Here is an 18,222-nt window from a genome sequence, read left to right as displayed (position 1 = left end):
AGGCTCAAGCCGCTATCTTTGCCGAGACGAGGGCCGATGGCTATAGCCTATTCGGCAGGCGCACGCGCACGGCGGCCATGTCGGAGATCGACGGCCGTGTGCCAGACGATCGTCGCAAAGATGATCGCCCCACCGATGAATGTGGCAACGGGCGGCGTCTCGGAGAAGAAAAGCCAGACCCAGAAGGGGGTCAACACGATCTCCATCGAACTGATGAGGGCCGCATCGGCCGCGGGCATTCGCCTGGACCCGAAAAGGAAGAGGACGAAGGCGAGCGCGAAATTCGTCGCCCCGAAGGCGGCCAGCAAAAGCCAGTTGTAAACGTCCAGCGAGCTTGTCGAGGCGAAAGGCACGAAGATCACGAATGTCAGGAGCCCGCCGACAACGCTCGACGGCAGGATCGGAATGCTGCGATCCATACGCGGGATAACGATGATCAGCGCGAAAGTGATTGTCATGCCGAGCGCCAGCAGGTCGCCGACGCCGGTGCCGCCACCGATCGAGGAGGCGACGATGACGGCAACACCGATGAGACAGACGCCGCCGGCAATCAACGTCCGCTTCGCCACGCGCTCCTTCAGCATGGACCAGCTGAGAAACGCAGCGATGAATGGTGCCGTCGCATAGATCATGGTCACATTTGCGACCGTGGTCATGTAGAGCGCGCCGATGAAGCAGGCCTGACTTATCATCTGGCAGGCGAGCATCGCCAGGCCGGAAGGATGAAAGATCGAGGCCCATTGGCGCCGTGAAAACCCACCTTCGAGGAAAAAGCTGGGAATCAGCAGGAACAGGCCGCCAAACAATGATCGCCAGGCGATCGCCGTCCAAATGTCCGTGGTCAGAAGGCGTGCGTAGATGCCGCTGCAGCTCCACGCAAGCATTGCCGTAGCCACGAGTATAACGCCCCTCTCATAATCGCTGGCAAAAGCGGAGCGGGTCGGGAACTGGAATGTCATGTAACGGACTCAGTGAGGAAACAGAAGGAACGCCCACTGTGTGCGCCGATATTTGACATCAGACAAACGAATAGTAGAGATAGTAGCTATCAGAAATATTTGTGACTTGCCCCATGCACGAACCCATCGAAAGCGATTTGCTCCGGACCTTTCTCGTCATCAGCGAGACGTTGAATTTTTCCCTTGCCGCGCAGCGTATCGGCCGCACGCAATCGGCCGTCAGCGCCCAGATCAAGCGCCTCGAGGAAACGATCGGCGAGACGCTGTTCGAGAGAAATGCGCGAGGAGCGGTCCTGACCCGGGCGGGCAATCAGTTGCTTCCCTATGCACAACGGGTCATTGAGCTTCTGAACGAGGCGGCCGCGACGATCCGCACCAAGCCACTTGACGGACCAGTGCGGATCGGAATTCCGGAAGAGTACAGCCAGACCATTCTGCCTGCGGCACTTGCCGCCTTTGCCGTCAGGCATCCGGCTGTCGAGGTGACCGTTTCCTGCGACTATACCGCCCGAAACCTTGCAGCCCTGGAAAAGGACGAACTCGATCTGGCTGTCGTCTTCGACTGGAGCAACCAGACGACGGGTGAAATTCTCTGCATCGACCCCACGGTCTGGGTGACCTCGCTGGTACATCGCCTGCACGAAGCGACACCGCTGCCGATTGCGGTCTACCGCAACTCGACATGGTGCCGCGATTTCGCTCTGCGATCCCTGGACCAAACGGGATTGCACTATCGCATCGCCTTCGTCGCCGACACCAGTTCGGGCCTGAAGAACGCCGTCCTGGCCGGCCTTGCCGTTTCGACGCTATCGCGCAGTAATATTCCGCATGGATGCCGGGAGCTGACGAGCGAAGACGGCTTCCCGCCCGTCGATTCCTCCCGCGTCGTGCTTCGCCGCAATCCCTATCATTCGAGCGAGGCAATTCAGGAGCTTGCCGAAAGGGTGCGTGAAGCTTTCCAGCCTATGTCCGCTCTGCTGCAGCCGTGACGCGACCGCGCAGCCTGCGGCGCGTACCGGATGGGCTTTCGGAAAAGCTCGCCCTGTAGCTGCGGGAGAATGCCGAGGCCGAATTGAAGCCGGTTGCTGCCGCGATCTCGGCAAAGGAGTCCTTCGTCTCGATCACCTTGCGTCGCGCCGCGTTCAGTCGAAGTGCCAGATAGTGCACATGCGGCGGCGCGCCGATGCTGTCCTGGAAAAGCGCCTGCAGATGGCGTGCGCTGATACCGACGCGGCGCGCCAGGCGCGCCAGAACCAACGGCTGCTCGATATGGTCTTCCATCAGACGGATGGCCTGCGCGACGCGTGGATCGCGCATGCGCAGACCCGCGGTCGACGGTGAAAGCTCCGCAGCACTTTGGGCGGACGCCGGCTCGTAGATGAACAAGCGGCTAACCTCGAGCGCCAGCGAATAACCCTGCCGCCGGCGAATGATTTCGAGCATCAGATCAACCGTCGGCAAAGAGCCGGCCGTGGTGATGCGTTTGCCGTCGATCACGAAGCGGTCCTTGACGGCGCGCACCTGCGGATAGGCCAGCGCAAAATCGTCGAAATCCTCCCAGTGGACGGCGGCTGAGACATTGTCGAGAAGGCTCGCCTCGGCCAAAAGCCAGCTGCCGGATTCGATGCCCGCAATCATCGAGCGATGGCGCGCGGTCTGCGACAGTTGCATCTTCAACGCCTGCGTGGCGCTGCGCCGCCAGTTGTAGCTCGCAAGCACGAAGAGCGGCGCCGTATCCGACATCGGCCTGAAACCGCCGGACGCGGGCACCGGGATGAGGCTGGTCGTCTCCACCGGCGAACCATCCGGCGTAAGCAGGCGCCAGCGATAGATCTCGGCGCCGGAAATGCGATTGGCCCCGCGCAACGGCTCGATCACCGATGCAATCAGGATCAGGTTCGTTTCCGGCAGGACCAGCAGATCGATGTCGAGTGGCGTATCGGACGAGGTCAGCATAACCATTATCTCAAATTTCCGATAATGTATCGACTTGTTCCAATAATGCAAAGCATGAAGATGTCGCATGCCTCGTAATGTCCTTAATACGAGGGAGAACAAAATGCCTCTTGCGATGAACCGCGATGTCTTCATCACCTGCGCCGTGACAGGCTCCGGCGATACGGTTTCGAAATCCAGTCATGTTCCGATTACTCCCAAGCAGATCGCGGATTCGGCGATCGACGCCGCCAAGGCTGGGGCGGCAATCGTTCACTGCCACGTCCGCGATCCGGAAACCGGAGCTGCCAGCCGCCGCAACGATCTCTACAAGGAGGTCACCGACCGAATCCGCTCGGCAGACGTCGACGTGGTGCTGAACCTGACTGCCGGCATGGGCGGCGACCTGATTTTCGGCGATGTCGAAAGCCCGCTGCCTCTGAACCCTAAGGGCACCGACATGGCAGGCGCGGCCGAACGTGTCAGCCATGTCGCCGAATGCCTGCCGGAAATCTGCACGCTCGATTGCGGCACGATGAACTTCAGCCTCGGCGACTATGTCATGACCAATACGCCCTCCATGCTGAGGGCCATGGCGAAGAAGATGACCGATCTCGGCGTGCGCCCCGAAATCGAGGCCTTCGATACCGGTCATCTCTGGTTTGCCAAACAGCTTGCCGAGGAGGGTCTTATTGAGGACCCGGTCCTCATCCAGCTCTGCATGGGCATCCCTTGGGGGGCGCCCGACGACCTGAACACCTTCATGGCGATGGTCAACAACGTTTCCACCAGCTGGACCTTCTCGGCCTTTTCCATCGGTCGCAACGCCATGGCCTACCCTGCTGCTGCCATCCTTGCCGGAGGCAATGTCCGCGTCGGCCTCGAAGACAATCTCTATGCTGGAAAAGGCATGCTCGCCACCAACGCCCAGCTCGTCGAAAAGGCAGTGCAGGTGGTCGAAGGCATGGGCGCGCGCATCATCGGCCCTGAAGATGTCCGCAAGAAACTGAAACTCACGAAGCGCTGAGGCCCCGATGACGAAGATCAACAAGGCGGCATGTATCGGCGGCGGCGTCATCGGCGGCGGATGGATCGCGCGCTTCCTGCTGGCCGGCATCGATGTCGATGTCTACGATCCGCACCCCGAGGCAGGCCGCATCGTGGGCGAAGTGCTTGATAATGCCGAAAAAGCCTATGCGATGCTGACCGGCGCGCCCCTTCCGCCACGCGGCAAACTGACGTTCCGCGACACGCTGGAAGCAGCCGTCGCCGGTGCCGACTGGATCCAGGAAAGCGTGCCCGAGCGGCTGGACCTCAAGCGCAATGTCCTGACGCAGATCGACGCGGCGGCACGGTCGGATGCGCTGATCGGCTCCTCCACTTCGGGCCTGCTCCCGACCGACCTGCAGCGCGACATGCGCCATCCCGAACGCCTCTTCGTCGCCCATCCCTATAATCCGGTCTATCTGCTGCCGCTGGTCGAGATTGTCGGCGGCGAAAAGACAAGCGCTGCGACGATCCAGGCCGCCATGGACAGGCTGCCGCCGATCGGCATGAAGGGCGTGCATATCGCCAAGGAGATCGAGGCTTTCGTCGGCGACCGCCTGCTGGAAGCGCTCTGGCGCGAGGCGCTCTGGCTGATCAAGGACGATATCTGCACCGTCGAGACGCTGGACGACGTCATTCGTTACTCCTTCGGCCTGCGCTGGGCGCAGATGGGCCTGTTCCAGACCTACCGCATTGCCGGCGGCGAAGCGGGCATGCGTCACTTCCTGGCGCAGTTCGGCCCGGCGTTGCAGTGGAACTGGACGAAACTGATGGACGTCGTCGACCTCGACGATGCCCTCGTCGAGAAGATCGGCAAACAGTCGGACGAGCAGGCAAACGGATTGTCGATCCGCGAGCTGGAACGCATCCGCGACGAAAACCTCGTCGGCATCCTGCAAAGCCTGAAAGGCAGCCATGGCGGCAAGGGCTGGGGCGCCGGCAAGCTGCTCAAGGATTTCGAACAGAGCCTTTGGGCAGCCGGCGGCGGCGAGAAGAAGCCGCAGGACGTGGCAAGGCCGCTGCGCCTGATCGACACGAAGGTCAGCCCGGCATGGGTCGACTATAACGGCCACATGACCGAGCATCGCTATCTGCAGGTGTTTGGCGACACGTCAGACGCGCTTCTGCGCCTGATCGGCGTCGATTTCGACTATGTCGAACGCGGCCACAGCTACTATACGGTGGAGACCCATATCCGCCATATCGGCGAGGCCAAGCTCGGACAGGCCCTTCATTCGACCTGCCAGGTCCTCGCGTCGGACGAGAAGCGGCTGCATGTTTTCCATAGGCTGCACGACACAGTGAATGGCGATGTGATCGCCACTGGCGAGCACATGCTGCTGCATGTCGACGCCAAGGTGGGCAAGGCCACGGCCGCACCGGAGGAGGTGCTGACCAGGCTAAGGCCAATCGCCGCGGCGCATGCCGCTTTGCCAATGCCGGAGGGAGCCGGCCGTCATGTGGGACAAAAACGCTAGGAGGAAACGATCGTGAATTTTGGGCTCAGCGAAGAACAGGAAATGATCGTCAAGACGGTCCGGGACTTCGTGGAGACGGAGATCTATCCGCACGAGAACGAGGTCGAGCGCACCGGCATGGTGCCGCCGGATATTGCTGAGGATATCAAGCGCAAATGCATCGAGCTCGGCTTCTATGCCTGCGGCTTTCCCGAGGAGATCGGCGGCGCCGGCCTCGATCATCTGACCTTCACGCTTGTCGAACGCGAGCTTGGCCGTGGCTCGATGGCGCTCACCGTTTTCTTCGGCCGCCCCTCCGGCATCCTGATGGCCTGCGAGGGCGAGCAGCGCGAGCGTTATCTCCTGCCGGCGGTGCGTGGCGAACGGATCGACGCTCTCGCCATCACCGAACCGGACGCCGGCTCCGACATGCGCGGCATGAAATGCGCGGCGCGGCAGGACGGCGATGATTTTATCCTCAACGGCACCAAGCATTTCATCTCCCATGCCGATGTCGCCGATTTCGTCATCGTCTTTGCCGCCACCGGCGAGGAAGAGACGTCGAAAGGCGTCAAGAAGAAGATCACGGCCTTTCTGGTCGATCGCGGCACGCCGGGCTTTGATATCGTCAAGGGTTATGACTCGGTCTCGCATCGCGGCTACCACAATGCGATTTTGAACTTCACCGACTGCCGCCTGCCGAGATCGCAGGTGCTCGGCGAGGTGCATCGCGGTTTCGATCTCGCCAATCAATGGCTCTACGGAACGCGGCTGACGGTTGCGGCCACTTGTGTTGGCCGCGCGCGCCGTGTCTTCGATCTGGCCCTGCCCTACGCGGCTGAGCGTAAGCAGTTCGGCCGCCCGATCGGCGCCAATCAGGGCGTATCGTTCAAGCTCGCCGACATGATCACCGAGATCGACGCCGCCGACCTCTTGACGCTGTCCGCCGCCTGGAAGCTCGATGCCGGCATCCCGGCCAATCGCGAGATCGCCTCGGCGAAGCTCTATGCTTCCGAAATGCTGGCGCGCGTTACCGACGAAGCGATCCAGATCTTCGGCGGCATGGGGCTGATGGACGACCTGCCGCTTGCCCGCTTCTGGCGTGACGCGCGCGTCGAGCGCATTTGGGACGGCACCTCGGAAATCCAGCGGCACATCATCAGCCGCGACCTGCTTCGGCCGTTCGGAGCATGACGACATGACCCCACGCCCGCTCGATCGCCTCATCAGACCCAGAACGATCGCCGTCTTCGGCGGTCGCGAGGCGCGGCGGGTCATCGAGCAATGCGACCTCATGGGATTTGCCGGCGAGATCTGGCCGGTGCATCCGACGTTGGAAACCGTGCTCGGACGCCGTTGCTATCGGTCGGTGGCCGAGCTGCCGGCTCCGCCGGATGCCGCCTTTGTCGGTGTCAACAGGACGCTGACCGTCGAGATCGTGCGAGCCCTCTCGGCACGAGGTGCAGGCGGCGCGGTCTGTTACGCCTCCGGCTTCAGCGAGGCGGTTGCGGAGCTGGCCGACGGAGCGGAGCTGCAGCGGGCCCTCGTCGAGGCGGCAGGCGATATGCCGATCGTCGGTCCCAACTGCTACGGCATGATCAACGGCCTCGACGGCGCCCTGCTCTGGCCCGACCAGCACGGCATCGAGCGCAGCGAGCGCGGCGTCGCGATCCTCACCCAATCCTCGAACATCGCCATCAATCTCAGCATGCAGCGGCGCGGCTTGCCCATCAGCTACCTGATGACAGCGGGCAACCAGGCGCAGATCGGGCTATCGGATCTTGCCCATGCCGTTCTCGACGACCCGCGCGTGACAGCAGTCGGCCTGCATATCGAAGGTTTCGGAAACATCCAATCTCTCCAGGCGCTCGCCGCCCGCGCTCGCGAACTGAAAAAACCGGTAGTCGCCCTGAAAGTCGGCAAATCCGAACAGGCTCAGCGCGCCGCGATCTCGCATACGGCCTCGCTTGCAGGCAGCGATGCCGTTGCAGAGGCCGTTCTCGATCGACTCGGCATCGGTCGTGTAGCGACATTGCCGGAGCTTATCGAAACGCTGAAGCTGCTGCATGTCGCCGGCCCGCTCGAAAGCAATGCGATCTCATCGATGAGCTGTTCGGGCGGCGAAGCGTCGCTAATGGCGGATGAGGCCGTCGGCCGGAACGTGGAATTTCGCGCCTTGAAGGCCGAGCAACTGCCGGCCTTGCGCGCAAGCCTCGGCGAGATGGTGACACTCTCGAACCCGCTCGATTATCACACCTTCGTCTGGGGCGATCTCTCCCGCCAGACGGACGCCTTCACCGCCATGTTCGAAGGCAGTTATGCCCTCAATCTGGTCGTGCTCGATTTTCCCCGGGAAGATCGCTGCGACGGCGCGGACTGGATGACGACGGTCTCGGCTGTCGCGGCTGCCGCCAAGCGTACCGGCGCCCGAGCCGGCATCCTCGCGACTCTGCCGGAAAATCTGCCGGAACCGATCGCCAAGCAGCTCTTCGAGGCCGGTATCGTGCCGCTTTGCGGCATCAGCGAAGCGCTGGCTGCCGCCGATGTCGCGAGCGGGATCGCCAGAGTTTGGAAGAAGCCGCGGCCATTACCGTTGCTGGACCAGCCCGCAGACGCAGGCGAGATCGAGACCTTGAGCGAAGCTGTGGCCAAGGCGGAGCTTGCCGCTGCCGGCCTTACGATTCCGCTCGGGAAAACGGCCGCCACCGCAAATGAGGCAGCCGAATCTGCGCAGCAAATTGGCTTCCCAGTCGCACTCAAGGCGCTCGGCGTCGAGCACAAGTCTGAAGCCGGCGCCGTCAAACTCAACCTATGGGATAAGAATGCGGTCAGAGATGCGGCCGAAGGCATTGCCCACATCGCCTGCGGATATCTGGTCGAGCGGATGATCGAACGCCCTGTCGCCGAGCTCATCGTCGGAGCAGTCCGCGATCCCGTCGTCGGCCTGACGCTGACGGTCGGTGCAGGCGGAATCCTCGTGGAATTGCTTGAAGATTCCGTCGTCTTGCCGCTTCCGGTGACGAAAGCGGAAGTTTTGGAGAGGATTTCGCGACTAAAGGTCCGCAAGCTCATCGAAGGCTATCGTGGCAGCGTTGGGAGCAGTCTCGAAATCGTTGCCGACGCCGTCGTATCAGCGGCAGAATATGTCGTAAAGAACGCCGCGCTGCTCGAAGAACTGGACATTAATCCCTTGATGGTCTTGGGTGAATCACGCGGCGTCATTGCCGCGGATGCCCTCATCCGGCGAAGGAGGTAGCAGAAGTTGCAAGACCCCATTCGCACCCGATGCGACAACGGTATCCTCGAGGTCATTATCGACAGGCCGAAGGCGAATGCCATCGATCTGGCGACCAGCCGTACCATGGGACTGATCTTCCGCGACTTCCGCGACAATCCGGGGCTGCGCGTCGCCATCGTTTCGGGCGCCGGCGAAAAGTTCTTCTCCGCAGGCTGGGATCTGAAGGCTGCGGCTGATGGTGACGCTGTCGACGGAGACTATGGCGTTGGCGGCTTTGGAGGCCTGCAGGAGCTGCGCGATCTCAACAAGCCGGTCATCTGTGCCGTCAATGGTATCTGTTGCGGCGGCGGGCTGGAGATAGCGCTTTCGGCCGATCTGATCATCGCCGCCGCGCATGCGGCCTTCGCGCTGCCGGAAATCCGTTCCGGAACGGTCGCCGATGCGGCATCGATCAAATTGCCGAAACGCATCCCCTATCATATCGCCATGGATATGCTTTTGACTGGCCGCTGGCTCAATGTTGAGGAGGCGCATCGCTGGGGTTTCGTCAACGAGATCGTTTTGGCCGACAAGCTGATGGACAGGGCATGGGAACTTGCCCGCCTCCTCGCTAGCGGCCCGCCGCTCGTCTATGCGGCCATAAAAGAAATCGTCCGGGAAGCGGAGGGAACGACGTTTCAAACTGCCATGAACAAGATCACCAAACGGCAGTTTGCGACCGTCGACGCCCTCTATTCGAGCGAGGATCAATTGGAAGGCGCAAGGGCTTTCGCGGAGAAGCGAGCCCCAATCTGGAAAGGAAAGTGAAGGGCGGCAGCAACCGCAGCATTTTCCCGCATGATCGCGGGCAACAGGCTTCACGCGGAAGAGGAAACCGTGACGTGAAGCAACTTGCTCGGGAATTCTGTCAACACGGCAAAAAGAAGGAACAGGGGAATGAACGACTATACGAAATATCTGGCAAGCCGCGTGACTTCGGGCGGGCTCAGCCGCCGCGAATTCATGGGACGTGCAATGGCAGCCGGCATAACCTTGGCACTCGCCGACCAGCTCTTTACCGAAAGCGCGATGGCGGCCGAGCCGAAGCGCGGCGGGCATCTGAAACTCGGCCTCGAAGGCGGAGCTGCGACTGACTCCAAGGACCCGGCGAAATTCCTGTCTCAAGTCATGTTCTGCGTCGGCCGTTGCTGGGGCGACATGCTGGTGGAATCCCACCCGCTGACCGGCGCCGCCGTTCCGTCCCTCGCCGAATCCTGGGAGCCGTCGAAGGATGCCGCTACCTGGACCTTCAAGATCCGCAAGGGCGTGAAGTTCCACAACGGCAAGGATCTGACGATCGACGACGTCGTCGCCACCCTCAAGCGCCACACCGATGCGAAGTCGGAGTCGGGCGCGCTCGGCGTCATGAAATCGATCAAGGAGATTAAGGCCGACGGCGGCAACCTGGTGCTGACGCTGACGGAAGGCAACGCCGACATGCCGTTGCTGCTGACCGACTACCATCTCGTCATCCAGCCGAATGGCGGCTATGACGATCCCCTCGCCTCGATCGGCACCGGGCCCTACAAGATGGTCAGCTTCGAACCCGGCGTGCGCGCCACGTTCGAGCGCAACAAGGACGACTGGCGCACCGACCGCGGCTATGTCGATTCAATCGAGATCATCGGCATGAACGATGCGACCGCACGCATCGCCGCCCTCTCCTCCGGCCAGGTGCATTACATCAACCGCGTCGACCCGAAGACGGTTGACCTGTTGAAGCGCGCACCGAATGTCGAGATCCTGGCGACGGCTGGCCGCGGCCACTACGTCTTCATCATGCATTGCACCACGGCGCCGTTCGACAACAACGACCTGCGTCTCGCGCTCAAATACGCCATGGATCGCGAAACCATGGTCAAGAAGATCCTCGGCGGCTACGGCAAGGTCGGCAACGATTTCCCGATCAACAACACCTATGCCCTGTTCCCCGAAGGCATCGAGCAGCGCACATACGACCCAGACAAGGCCTCCTTCCATTACAAGAAGTCCGGCCACAGCGGCTCGGTGCTACTGCGCACCTCCGAAGTCGCTTTCCCGGGCGCCGTCGATGCAGCCGTCCTCTATCAGGAAAGCTGCAAGAAGGCGGGGATCGAGATCGAGGTCAAGCGCGAGCCGGGCGATGGCTACTGGACCAACGTCTGGAACGTCCAGCCCTTCTCCACGTCCTATTGGGGCGGACGTCCGACGCAGGACCAGATGTATTCCACCGCCTATCTCTCGACGGCCGACTGGAACGATACCCGCTTCAAGCGCCCCGACTTCGACAAGCTTCTGCTTCAGGCCCGCTCCGAACTGGACGAAGCCAAGCGCAAGGAGCTTTACCGTGCCATGGCGATGATGGTGCGCGACGAAGGCGGTGTGATCCTGCCGATGTTCAACGACTTCGTGAACGCCTCCACCAAGAAGGTGAAGGGCTACGTCCACGATATCGGCAACGACATGTCGAACGGCTACGTCGCGACCCGCGTCTGGCTGGACGCCTGATGCCCGAAGCGGGGCGGCAACGCCCTCATCTCTGACGAAGCCTGGACCGCGGAAACTCTTCGCGGTCCTCCCGACGTTTAGAGCAACTCCAGGAAAAGTGCGCAGCGGTTTTCCGTCAGGAATTGCGTAAAACAACAAGAGCGCGAGGCATCGGCCATGTCCAATCCACCCCCCGGAACCGTTTTGCCCGGGCTGCGGCTCAAGCAGCGTTTTCCGCTGCTGTCCCTGATTATCGAGCGCTGCCTGCTCAGCATCGTCCTGCTGTTTGCGGTGTCCATTCTGATCTTCGGCGGCCTCGAAGCCCTGCCGGGCGATTTCGCGACCACCTATCTCGGCCAGTCGGCAACGCCACAGGCGGTTGCCAACATCCGCGCCGATCTCGGCCTCAACCGGCCGGTCGTCACCCGCTATGTGGAATGGCTCGGCAACGCCGTGCAGGGCGACTTCGGTACATCCTGGGCCAGCAAGAATTCCGTGAGCGAACAGATCGGCAAGCGGCTCGGCAATTCACTGTTTCTGGCCGGTTTCGCCGCGCTGATCTCCGTGCCGCTCGCAGTCGGCCTCGGCATGCTGGCGGTGCATTTCAGGAACCGCATGCCCGACAAGATCATCAATGTCGTTTCGCTGGCGGCGATCTCCTTGCCGGAATTCTTCATCGGCTACCTCCTTATCCTGTTCTTCGCCGTCAAGTTCGGCGTGGCGACCTTTCCCGCCACCGTCTATGAAGGCATGGGCCTCATGGACCGGTTGCAGGCGATCGCCCTGCCGACCGCGACCCTGGTGCTGGTCGTGCTCGCCCACATGATGCGCATGACCCGTGCCGCCATCCTCTCGGTCATGTCGTCGGCCTACATGGAAACGGCTGAGCTCAAGGGGCTGTCCGCCTTCCGCGCCATCGTCAAGCACGCGGCACCCAATGCGCTGGCCCCGATCATCAACGTCATAGCTCTGAACCTTGCCTATCTCATCGTCGGTGTCGTGGTTGTCGAAGTGGTCTTCGTCTATCCCGGCATGGGCCAGTACATGGTCGATGCAGTCACCGTGCGCGATATGCCTGTTGTCCAGGCCTGCGGGTTGATCTTTGCCGCCGTCTACATCTTCCTCAACATGACCGCCGATATTCTGGCGATCGTCGCCAACCCACGTCTGAGGCATCCACGATGAGATTGAGAGAGATCCCCATCACCGCATGGATCGGTATTCTCGGCATCCTGCTCGCGTTCATCTGCGCCGTCTTCGCCCCTTGGATTGCGCCCTACGGCGAGACCCAGGTCGTCGGCGACGTCTGGGCACCGGCCGACGCCAACTATTTCTTCGGCCTCGACAATCTCGGCCGCGATATCCTGTCGCGTCTGATCTATGGCACTCGCACGACGCTGTTCGTCGCGCTGACAGCGACGATCATCTCCTTCTCGCTCGGCATCATCCTGAGCTTTACCGCCGCCGTTTCGCGCGGGCTGATCGACACGATCTTCTCACGCTTCAACGACCTGATGATGTCGATCCCGACGCTGATCTTCGCGCTTGTGGTGCTGGCGGTGCTGCCGCAGAACCTGATCGTGCTGATCCTGGTCATGGCCATCCTCGATTCCACCCGCGTCTACCGCCTCGGCCGTGCCGTGGCGCTCGATGTCGCAGTCATGGAATTCGTCGAGGCCGCCAAGCTGCGCGGCGAAGGCAGGATCTGGATCATCTTCCACGAGATCCTGCCGAACACCCTTTCGCCGCTGCTGGCGGAATTCGGCCTGCGCTTTGCCTTCTCGATCCTGTTCCTCTCCACCCTGTCCTTCCTCGGCCTCGGCATCCAGCCGCCGGCCGCCGACTGGGGCGGCATGGTCAAGGACAATAAGGACGGCATCATCTTCGGCATCTCCGCCGCTCTCGTACCGGGCTCCGCGATCGCGGCGCTCGCAGTCTGTGTCAATCTGGTGGTCGACTGGCTCTTGAAGCGCACCTCCAGCCTCAAGGGAGGGCGTGGCGATGCCTGAGCTTCTTTCCGTTCGCGATCTCAAGATCGAGGCCACCAGCTATCCGCCGGGCGAGCCGCCGAAACGCGTCACCATCGTCGACGGCGTGTCCTTCGATCTCAAGAAGGGCAAGGTGCTCGGGCTGATCGGCGAATCCGGCGCCGGCAAGTCCACCATCGGTCTCTCCGCGCTGGCCTATGGCCGCGGCGGCGCCGAGATCACCGGCGGCCAGGTGCTGCTCGACGGCGTCGACATCCTGCCGCTCGGCAAATCCGGCATCCGCAAGATCCGCGGTGCCCGCGTCTGCTATGTCGCGCAGTCGGCAGCAGCCGCCTTCAATCCGGCGCACAGGCTGGGCGATCAGGTGATCGAAGCCTCCGTCAAGCACCGGCTGATGACGAAGGACGAGGCCAGGAAGCGTGCGCTTTATCTCTTCCGTGTGCTCGGCCTGCCCAATCCGGAAACATTCGGCGAGCGTTATCCGCATCAGGTCTCCGGCGGCCAGCTTCAGCGCGCCATGACGGCCATGGCGCTCTGCTCCAACCCCGAACTGATCGTCTTCGACGAACCCACAACCGCGCTCGACGTGACGACGCAGATCGACGTGCTGGCGGCCATCAAGCATGCCATCGAGGAAACGCATACGGCGGCACTCTATATCACCCACGACCTTGCCGTCGTCGCCCAGATCTCCGACGACATCATGGTGCTGCGATACGGCAGACAAGTGGAGTACGGCAGCGTGCAGCAGATCATCGAGGCGCCGCGACAGGATTACACCCGCGCACTCGTCAATGTCCGCCAGGCGGCGAGAGAGGAAACCGCCGATCAATCGGGAGCGCTTCTGAAAATCGAGAATATCAACGCGCAATATTCAAACGGTTTCAAGGTATTGCACGATGTTTCTCTACATGTACCAAAAGGTCAGACACTGGCGGTTGTCGGTGAATCCGGATCCGGCAAATCGACGCTTGCCCGCGTCATCACCGGCCTGCTGCCGCCGAGCGACGGGCGGATTTCCTTCGACGGCAAACCGCTGACGCCGGCCTTGAAGAACCGCTCGCGCGAGGAATTGCGGCGGATACAGCTGATCTACCAGATGGCCGACACCGCCATGAACCCCCGCCAGACCGTGCGCGACATCATCGGCCGCCCGCTGACCTTTTATGACGGTCTGCACGGCGCGGCGAAGACGGCGCGCGTGAAGGAACTGCTCGATCAGATTGAGATGGGCACCGGTTTCGTCGACCGTTATCCGGCCGAGCTTTCCGGCGGCCAGAAGCAGCGCGTCGCAATCGCGCGTGCGCTTGCCGCCAAGCCGGAGCTCATCCTTTGCGACGAGCCGACCTCGGCGCTCGATCCACTCGTTGCCGAAGGCATTCTGAAACTGCTCCTGAGACTGCAGGAGGAAGCCCAGCTCTCCTACATCTTCATCACGCATGATATCGCCATCGTGCGCGCCATCGCCGACAGCGTCGCCGTCATGCATCGCGGCAAGCTCGTTCGCTTCGGGCCGAAATCACAGGCGCTGTCGCCGCCTTTCGACGACTACACGGACCTGCTTCTGAAATCCGTGCCCGAAATGGAAATCGGCTGGCTCGAGCGCGTGCTGACAACCCGCAGGATGGAGAGCGCCGGAAACTGAAGACTCGACATCTCAAGGCCTCCACTCAATCTTAATCCTGCCTGCAATACCCGGAATGGAACGCATGACCGACCGCAGCTTCACCACCATCGAAAATCACTGGATCACCCTCAAGGACGGCACGCGCCTGGCGGCGCGCATCTGGATGCCCGATGGCGCAGACAGCGATCCCGTTCCCGCCGTCTTCGAATTCCTGCCCTATCGCAAACAGGACGGAACGAGCCCTCGGGATGAATCGACCTACCCGGTCTTTGCCGCTGCCGGCATCGCCGGCGTGCGTGTCGATATAAGAGGCTCCGGCGAATCCGACGGCATCATCGATGGCGAATATACAGAGCTCGAGCTTGCCAATGGCTGCGAACTGATCGCCTGGATCGCGGCGCAACCCTGGTCCAACGGCTCGGTCGGCATGATGGGCATTTCCTGGGGCGGCTTCAACTGCCTGCAGGTCGCCGCCTTGAAGCCGCCGTCGCTGAAGGCTGTCATATCGATCGCCTCCACCGTCGACCGCTACAACGACGACATCCATTACAAGAATGGCTGCCACCTCTCCGCCCAACTCTCCTGGGCGGCGACCATGCTCGGCTATCAATCACGCTCGCCCGATCCGGCCATCGTCGGCGATCGCTGGCGGGAGATGTGGTTAGAGCGGCTGGAACAAGAGCCCTTCTTCATGGAGGAATGGCTTCAGCATCAACGCCGTGACGACTTCTGGCGGCATGGCTCCATTTGCGAGAATTTCGCGGAGTTCGATATTCCCGCTCTCGTCATCGCCGGCTGGGCGGATGGCTATCGCAATACACCGCTGATGGCCGTCGAGGGACTCGGCGACACAGCAAAGGCGCTGATCGGCCCCTGGGTCCACAAATATCCGCATTTCGCCTGGCCGAAGCCGCGGACCGACTTTCACGGCGAGGCGATCGTCTGGTGGAGCCGCTGGCTGCGTGGCGACCAGAATGGAGCAGAAAGCATACCGCCAGTGCGCGCTTATATTCTCGACGCCATAAAACCCGCAACACGCCGCGATTTCGACCCTGGATTCTGGATCGCTAAGCCGGAATGGCAAAAGCCTGATATGCAGTGCTTCTATGTCGAGCAGTTCGGCACGCTGATGGAAGGCATGCCGATCCCGCATGCGCCGGAACATCCCATCTATCTGCGCTCGCCGCTCGATACGGGCACGGCCTCGGGCGAGTGGTTCACCTTGAAATCAGATGTGGAAATGGCGATCGATCAGCGCCTCGACGATGCCGGCTCCCTCACCTTCCAGACGCCGCCGCTTGCAGAGGATCACGATTATCTGGGACGCCCGGTGCTTGCATTGACGCTTCGATGCGACGCGGAAACGGCAAATCTCTGCGCAAGACTTGTCGACATCCATCCGGACGGCACGGCGACGCGCGTCTCCTTTGGCGTGCTCAATCTCGCCCATCGCAACAGCAATGCCGAGCCCGAGCCGCTGAGCAAGGGCGAACGGACCAGGGTCACGCTGACGCTCGATACCTGCGGCTACCGCTTCCGCAAGGGTCATCGCATTCGCCTGTCCCTGTCGACGGCCTACTGGCCGATGGTCTTGCCGCCGCCGGAAGATCCGGGCCTGACGATCGACCTAGCCTCTGTCGGCCTCGGCCTGCCAAAGCTGGGGGCGCATGACGTCATCGACTTGAAGCAGCCCGATAATCCGGATCCGCTGCCGAAATACATCGAGCATGCGCCAGCCTCGACGAAACGGCAGGTGGTGCGCGACCTTTCGGCGGGTCAAACTCACTATGAAATTCATGAGGATACTGGACTTTTTGAACATCCCGGTACAGGTCTTTCCACGCGCCAGCTGCGTGAAGAAGTATGGTCGATCGCACCGGACGATCCGCTGTCGATGAAGGGTATTTCGACCTGGACATGCGACATGCAACGCCCTGACTGGTTTGTTCGGACGGTTGCGACATCGGCGATATCCTGCACTGCAACGGACTGGATCATCAGCGCCTCCGTCACCGCCTATGAAGGCGAGACGCAGGTTTTCAGGAAGGTATTCGAAGAGACCCGTATCCCGCGCGACCTGATGTAAATCAGCGGGAGCCCGCGAACCGGCTCGCCGCAGCGCATATGGCGGCAAAGCCGGCACGTGCGCCGTCGCTCATATGTCTCGCCCGCAGCCAGGCATGCACCATCTGCGGTTCCTCGCGGAACCAGACCTCGACGCCCGCCTGCGCCAGCCTTGCCGCATAGTTGCGACCGTCGTCGCGCAGCGGATCGAAATGCGCCACCGTGATGAAGGCGGGCGGAAGGCCTGCGACCGATTGCGAGGCAAGCGGCTCGGCAACGGGGTTGCCTGTCGGAGCCCGCAAGACTCTGCGGTAGTAGCCGACATCGGCGGTCGTCAGCCCCGGCGCATCCGCCATCTCCTGATAGGAACCGGAGACGAGATCGCCGCCGAGCGCGGGATAGATGAGAATCTGGCCTGCAATCCCCGAAAGACCCTCGGCCTTCGCGCGGACGGCCAATCCAGCCGCCAGATTGCCACCGGCGCTGTCACCGATCAGCACGACGGTCTTTCCCTCGGCAAGCAATTGCCCGAGAACGGTGAAACAATCATCCGTCTGCGCCGGCCAGCGATGCTCCGGGGCAAGACGATAGTCGACAGAGATAAGCTCTGCTCCGACATAGTCGGCAATCTCGGCGCAAATTGCGTGGTGGCTTTCGAGCGAGCCGACGACGAAGCCGCCGCCGTGAAGATAGAGCAGCCAGGTTGCGGTGCGGATGTCAGCAGGATGATAGCGCCTGACCGGAATCGTTCCCGACACAAGCTCATCGCGCATGCGCATGCCATCAGGCAATGGTCGGTCGAAGCGAGCGCACAGCGCGTCATACCATTGGCGTTGCTGTCCGATGGAAGCCGTCACCGCGTCCGGTGGATAAAAGGAATCGCAGATCTCCATGAACTGCAAGATACCCGCCTCGGTCGGCATGGGGCGCTGCGGAGAATCCATCTGAAATCCTCGTTCCGTTGGGATTGTCGAGCAATAGCACAATCCCACCGCAGGCCACTTATCCTCTTACGGCCAAAGCCGCCACAACGACGACATGAGGTCGGGTTGCTCAACGAGCAGCGGCCAATACCGACAGCGGCACATTGCCGGAAGATTCGCCAGAAACTGCACATTTTTCGCGCAAGTGCATGCACTATTGATTTCAGAAATTGCCGCTCAGCCACATCACCAAATAAAATCAATGAGTTGTAATTTGGCACGCCGCTTGCGTTATCATTCTCGAGTTGGTGGCTAGGGTTCCGGCGCTCCTATAGGGAGCGTGACTGGTCCGAGAGCCGCCACCGGTCGGGAGAGAAATCCCACCGGATGCACGGCGGGATAAAAGCCCGGGAGACCTCGTAAGCCAAGGGATTGGCGGCGCGATGGTCATTGCCGATCCCTTTTGACGAAAAGCAAAA

General features: G+C 61.7%; 14 protein-coding genes and 1 riboswitch. Of the genes, 11 read left to right on the top strand and 3 right to left on the bottom strand.

The annotated features are described in order from the left end of the window. Positions 1-47: 47 nt before the first annotated feature. A complete protein-coding gene (locus tag JTP94_RS19865) occupies positions 48-959 on the bottom strand; it encodes a DMT family transporter (RefSeq protein WP_204852162.1) in 912 nt (303 codons plus the stop codon). A 113-nt stretch (positions 960-1,072) separates the two neighbouring features. Between JTP94_RS19865 and JTP94_RS19860 the strand changes: the two genes are divergently transcribed. After that, positions 1,073-1,948, top strand: coding sequence for a LysR substrate-binding domain-containing protein (locus JTP94_RS19860; RefSeq protein WP_204852161.1), 876 nt, complete (start codon positions 1,073-1,075; stop codon positions 1,946-1,948). On the opposite strand, the gene JTP94_RS19855 is transcribed toward JTP94_RS19860, so the two are convergent. After that, a complete protein-coding gene (locus tag JTP94_RS19855; protein ID WP_204852348.1) occupies positions 1,923-2,915 on the bottom strand; it encodes a GlxA family transcriptional regulator in 993 nt (330 codons plus the stop codon). The two genes, JTP94_RS19860 and JTP94_RS19855, sit on opposite strands and share 26 nt — an antisense overlap. Positions 2,916-3,018: 103 nt before the next feature. Here JTP94_RS19855 and JTP94_RS19850 point away from each other — a divergent pair, with 103 nt between their 5' ends. The 10 genes from JTP94_RS19850 to JTP94_RS19805 all read left to right on the top strand — a co-directional run bounded on the left by JTP94_RS19850 (position 3,019) and on the right by JTP94_RS19805 (position 16,842). Next, a complete protein-coding gene (locus tag JTP94_RS19850; RefSeq protein WP_204852160.1) occupies positions 3,019-3,921 on the top strand; it encodes a 3-keto-5-aminohexanoate cleavage protein in 903 nt (300 codons plus the stop codon). Positions 3,922-3,928: 7 nt separating this feature from the next. Then, complete coding sequence (locus tag JTP94_RS19845; protein ID WP_204852159.1) at positions 3,929-5,419, top strand: carnitine 3-dehydrogenase; 1,491 nt, start codon at positions 3,929-3,931, stop codon at positions 5,417-5,419. Between the two features lie 12 nt (positions 5,420-5,431). Continuing rightward, a complete protein-coding gene (locus tag JTP94_RS19840; protein ID WP_204852158.1) occupies positions 5,432-6,592 on the top strand; it encodes an acyl-CoA dehydrogenase family protein in 1,161 nt (386 codons plus the stop codon). A gap of 4 nt (positions 6,593-6,596) precedes the next feature. Continuing rightward, positions 6,597-8,654: an acetate--CoA ligase family protein gene (locus JTP94_RS19835; protein WP_204852157.1), complete on the top strand. Its 2,058-nt coding sequence runs from the start codon at positions 6,597-6,599 to the stop codon at positions 8,652-8,654. Between the two features lie 6 nt (positions 8,655-8,660). Next, positions 8,661-9,443: a carnitinyl-CoA dehydratase gene (locus JTP94_RS19830; RefSeq protein WP_204852156.1), complete on the top strand. Its 783-nt coding sequence runs from the start codon at positions 8,661-8,663 to the stop codon at positions 9,441-9,443. 129 nt (positions 9,444-9,572) lie between these two features. Further along, positions 9,573-11,162: an ABC transporter substrate-binding protein gene (locus JTP94_RS19825; protein ID WP_204852155.1), complete on the top strand. Its 1,590-nt coding sequence runs from the start codon at positions 9,573-9,575 to the stop codon at positions 11,160-11,162. A 156-nt stretch (positions 11,163-11,318) separates the two neighbouring features. Beyond that, positions 11,319-12,326: an ABC transporter permease gene (locus tag JTP94_RS19820; protein WP_204852154.1), complete on the top strand. Its 1,008-nt coding sequence runs from the start codon at positions 11,319-11,321 to the stop codon at positions 12,324-12,326. Next, entirely contained in the window at positions 12,323-13,150 is an 828-nt protein-coding gene (locus JTP94_RS19815; RefSeq protein WP_204852153.1) for an ABC transporter permease, read from the top strand. The genes JTP94_RS19820 and JTP94_RS19815 overlap by 4 nt, the downstream gene beginning before the upstream one ends. After that, a complete protein-coding gene (locus JTP94_RS19810; protein WP_204852152.1) occupies positions 13,143-14,774 on the top strand; it encodes an ABC transporter ATP-binding protein in 1,632 nt (543 codons plus the stop codon). The genes JTP94_RS19815 and JTP94_RS19810 overlap by 8 nt, the downstream gene beginning before the upstream one ends. 64 nt (positions 14,775-14,838) lie before the next feature. Beyond that, positions 14,839-16,842, top strand: coding sequence for a CocE/NonD family hydrolase (locus JTP94_RS19805; RefSeq protein WP_204852151.1), 2,004 nt, complete (start codon positions 14,839-14,841; stop codon positions 16,840-16,842). A 1-nt stretch (position 16,843) separates the two neighbouring features. Here the strand turns inward: JTP94_RS19805 and JTP94_RS19800 are convergent, their stop codons facing one another. Further along, positions 16,844-17,764: an alpha/beta hydrolase gene (locus JTP94_RS19800; RefSeq protein WP_204852150.1), complete on the bottom strand. Its 921-nt coding sequence runs from the start codon at positions 17,762-17,764 to the stop codon at positions 16,844-16,846. A gap of 280 nt (positions 17,765-18,044) precedes the next feature. After that, positions 18,045-18,159, top strand: a riboswitch (guanidine-I (ykkC/yxkD leader). The last annotated feature ends 63 nt before the right edge of the window (positions 18,160-18,222 follow it).

Origin of the sequence: Martinezella lusitana (genome assembly GCF_016901135.1) — a bacterium.
GTDB lineage: Bacteria > Pseudomonadota > Alphaproteobacteria > Rhizobiales > Rhizobiaceae > Rhizobium > Rhizobium lusitanum_D.
The sequence above is the reverse complement of the archived record's forward strand: the minus strand, read 5'-3'. Positions and strand labels throughout refer to the sequence as shown.